Source organism: Microcoleus sp. C2D2 (assembly GCF_036702495.1).
In the GTDB taxonomy this organism is placed as follows: Bacteria; Cyanobacteriota; Cyanobacteriia; order Cyanobacteriales; family Microcoleaceae; genus Microcoleus.
In genome coordinates this window covers 1-4,291 of sequence record NZ_JAUBTO010000296.1, presented here as the reverse complement: position 1 = coordinate 4,291, position 4,291 = coordinate 1, and the positions used below count along the sequence as shown (strand labels likewise).

At 46.0% G+C, this 4,291-nt stretch carries 4 protein-coding genes; all 4 read left to right on the top strand.

Features of this window, described 5'->3' with window-relative positions:
* Positions 1 to 681, top strand: a 681-nt coding sequence (locus QUB61_RS38155) for a PP2C family protein-serine/threonine phosphatase (protein WP_333190420.1), incomplete at its 5' end; no start/stop codon positions are given.
* 334 nt (positions 682 to 1,015) lie between these two features.
* On the top strand, positions 1,016 to 2,596 hold the full coding sequence (locus QUB61_RS38150) for an MHYT domain-containing protein (RefSeq protein WP_333134483.1): 1,581 nt from the start codon (positions 1,016 to 1,018) through the stop codon (positions 2,594 to 2,596).
* A gap of 281 nt (positions 2,597 to 2,877) precedes the next feature.
* Positions 2,878 to 3,342, top strand: a complete 465-nt coding sequence (locus QUB61_RS38145) for an MHYT domain-containing protein (RefSeq protein ID WP_333134481.1) — start codon at positions 2,878 to 2,880, stop codon at positions 3,340 to 3,342.
* Positions 3,311 to 4,291 (top strand): hypothetical protein (locus QUB61_RS38140; RefSeq protein ID WP_333190418.1); only part of this gene is annotated, 981 nt, incomplete at its 3' end. The genes QUB61_RS38145 and QUB61_RS38140, both read left to right, overlap by 32 nt.

Genomic DNA, 4,291 nt, shown 5'->3' with positions numbered 1-4,291 from the left:
GCCGATGAAGTCGGCGGCGACTACTATGATGTCTTGAACACCGATGGCGTTGTCACTCTTGGCATCGGCGATGTCACGGGACATGGACTCGAAAGCGGTATCTTGATGCTGATGGCGCAAACCGCCGTTCGCACCCTCAAAGAAATCAAGGAAACTGATCCGGTTCGGTTCCTAGATGCGCTCAACCGCACCCTTTACAAAAACGTGCAGCGCATGAATTCGGAGAAAAGTCTCACCCTAGCGATTTTAAATTACTCCCAAGGACGGGTCAGCATCAGCGGTCAGCATGAAGAAACAATCATTGTGCGAAACGGTGGAGAGGTAGAACGTATCGACACAATGGATTTAGGCTTCCCCATCGCCCTCGACGATGACATTGCTGAGTTCATCAGTCACATTTCACTTGAGCTACAGCTAGGAGATGGTATAGTGCTATATACCGATGGTATTCCCGAAGCACAAGACATTAAGAAAAAACAGTATGGCATTGACCAGATGTGCGAAGTCATTAGCCAAAACTGGCATTTATCGGCACAAGAAATTAAGCAAGCAGTGATTGACGATTTGCGGGGACATATCGGCACTCAAAAAGTGTTTGATGATATTACGCTGTTGGTTGTGAAGCGGATCCAATTAGGTGTAGAAAAAAAGTCACTGCCTCAAGCAGCCGCATTGGTTTAGAGCGATCGCCAATATCTCGAAAAAATCAACTTATGACATTAAACTGGAAATGGTCGTCGGGGCGATCGCGTTATACCAAATCCGCCTTGATAACCCTTTTCGACTTAAGTATTTTTTTCCTTATGCCTTCTGCCTCCTGACTCTCATCTCCGGTGCCTTCTGCTTCGTCCCCACCAAAAAAGGGGTAGTTAACCCGGATTCGGTATTAGCCGTCAAATTTACGAGGTGGTGGTACGATAGGATATCTCAAACGCAGCACCACGAAAGAGGCGGAATCTCAAGAGAACTTCAAAGCCGTAGCTATTGTCTAAATTTCTATGAGGGTAATCTATTGATGGTTGTTAAATACGACTTTTTGCTTGTCATCTTTTCCATCGTTATTGCCATCTTTGCCTCCTATACCACCTTAGAATTAACCGGGAGAATGACTCCGAAAAACGGTGAAAATATTCGCTTTTTATGGTTAATTGGTGGTTCCTTGACAATGGGAACAGGCATTTGGGCAATGCACTTTATAGCAATGCTGGCTTATCACCTGCCAGTATCAATCGGCTACGATTTCCCCATTGTGATTCTCTCTTGGGTTGCCGCAGTTATTGCATCTGGTATTGCCTTCTACAGCTTGCATCGAGGTTTTACACACTGGTTCTCGTTGTTAATCCCCGGTATCCTCATGGGGTCTGGGATTGGAAGCATGCATTATATTGGCATGGCAGCTATGCGAGTACCTGCAAAAATGCACTTTAATTACTCGATTGTGGGACTGTCTGTCTTAGTTGCAGTTACTGGTTCGATTGCAGCCTTACTGATCGTAGAGTACCTGCAAAAAAACCCAGAGCGGGAATTGCTGAAATTAGGCAGCGCCGCGTTAATGGGAGGGGTAATCAGTGGAATGCACTATACTGGCATGGCAGCAGCCACTTTTACTGAAATTGACCATGCGATGGCTTCGTTGCCGATAGTGGAAAATTCTACCTTAGAATACATGACTGGGGTAGTTTCCATACTTATTCTCGGAATTGCCATTCTGGCATCGCTCAACGATCAAAAGCGAGAATTATTATCCACGATCCTGCAACTCCGGCAAACACGGACTCGGTTAGCGGTATCAGAAACCGAAATTGTCCGCATGGGGGCTCAATTGGATATCCTGCGTCAGATGCAGCAGATGATTCTACCTAACGCTGAGGAACTAGAAATTGAGGGACTCGATATTGCTGGATACATGGAGGCTGCCGAGGAAGTCGGCGGCGACTACTATGATGTCTTGAACACCGATGGCGTTGTCACTCTTGGCATCGGCGATGTCACTGGACATGGACTCGAAAGTGGCATCCTGATGCTGATGGCGCAAACGGCAGTCCGTACCCTCAAGGAAATCGGCGAAACTGATCCGGTTCGGTTTTTAGATGCGCTCAACCGCACCCTTTACAAAAACGTGCAGCGCATGAATTCCGAGAAAAGTCTTACCCTAGCGATTTTAAATTACTCCCAAGGATGGGTCAGCATCAGTGGACAACATGAAGAAACGCTCATCGTGCGAAACTGTGGACAGGTAGAACGTATGGACACAATGGATTTAGGTCTCCCCATTGCCCTCCACGATGACATTGCTGAGTTCATCAGTCACATTTCAATTGAGCTACAAGTAGGAGATGGTATAGTGCTATATACCGATGGTATCCCCGAAGCAAAAGACATTAAGAAAAAACAGTATGGCGTTGAGCAGATGTGTAAAGTCATTAGCCAAAACTGGCATTTATCGGCACCAGAAATTAAGCAAGCGGTGATTGACGATTTACGGGGACATATCGGCACTCAAAAAGTATTTGATGACATCACATTGTTGGTTTTGAAACGGACCCAATTAGGTGTAGAAAAAAAGTTACAGCCTCAAGCAGCGGCCTTGGTTTAGAGCGCTCGCCAATACCTCGAAAAAATCAACTTATGACATTAAACTGGAAATGGTCGTCGGGGCGATCGCATTAACCGTCAAATTTACGAGGAGGTGGTACGATACTTCAAATGCAGCACCCGCAAGAGGCTAAATCTCCAGAGAACTTCCCAGCCATACTCAAAGTCTAAATTTCTATGAGACTAATCTATTAATCGTTGTTCAATACGATTTTTTTTTCGTCACTTTTCCATCATTATTGCCGTTTTTCCCTCCTATAAGCCTGAGAATTAACCGGGAGAATGAATCCAAAAAACGGTAAAAATATTCGCTGTTGTTGGTTAATTGGTGGTTTTTTGACAATGGGAACGGGCATCTGGGCAATGCACTTTATAGGAATGCTGGCTTATTACTTGCCAGTATCGATCGCCTACAATTTACCCATTGTGATTGTCTCTTGGCTTGCCGCAGTCATGGCATCTGGTATCGCCTTCTACAGCTTGCATCGAGGTTTTGCACACAGGTTCTCATTGTTAATCCCCGGTATTCTCATGGGCTCTGGCATGGGAAATATGCATTATATTGGCATGGCTGCTATGCGAGTACCTGCCGCAATGCACCATAATTACTGGATTGTGGCACTGTCTGTGTTAGTTGCCGTTATTTCCAAATCGATGAGGAAGTCCGATGTACGACTTGACGAGATTCACTTTAAGGGACATGGCGGAATGCGGGTTGGCTCTACGCCAGTTCGGCTTGGGGGTTGAAAGTATGGAAGAGGCGAGTAACAAAATTGTTAGGTATCTTTACGAAAATTTCTGTACTAAGCCAACTGGTGAGAAATCCTGCGCCCTCGTCCGTTTGTTCAAAACTCACCCTTATGAAAACTTAGAAGTCGAACTTGCCGAGTATGCCCGTAGTATGTTGGACCACTATCCCCCTTTGCCTGCCATGAAGTGCATGACTCTACTGGCAACGGTAGGACAACAAACGGAATGGAACTCAAGACACACATCGGTTGGACACAAGGCTATTCCACTGGCAAGCGAATCTGTAGTCGCTCAGATACCGATGATCTCACAACTCATCAGACAGCTAGGCTTAGATATAAAAACAGTTATCAACCCTGGTCCGGATCTTTTGGTAGAAATCGAGCAGAGGAAATACAACGTCTTCTATGTGCCTGAAGCGATTGGCAACCCCTATATTCCCGCCCAGGACTCCTTTGTGATTCCCTTCGGAATCAAGTCTGTGTTGGGGTTTGGTGGTCTATTGCCTTCGGGCAATCTGTTTGCAATTATCCTGTTCTTGAAAGTCCAGATTCCCCATAGCACGGCTCAGATGTTCAGCACTCTGGCGCTGAACGTCAAGACAGCACTGCTGCGGTTCGATAGAGGAGCTGTCTTCGCTCAAAAAGATGAATCTGCTACAGCCTTCGGGCAAATATTCACAAGAAACACTGAGCAGGAGCTAGCGCAGCTTAAATCCCAAGTAGCGACTTTGACGCAGTTGCTTGATGTTTTTGACCAATCGATCTTGGTACAATCCGATCGACTCGAACAAGCCATAGAGCAACTGGCAGACTCCGCACAAAAGTTAGATACCCTCAACCAGAGACTCAAGGAAGACAATCTTCGCCTGGGTGCTCAATTGGATATCGTGCGTCAAATGCAGCAAATGATTCTGCCCAATCCTGAAGAACTGGAAATTGAAGGA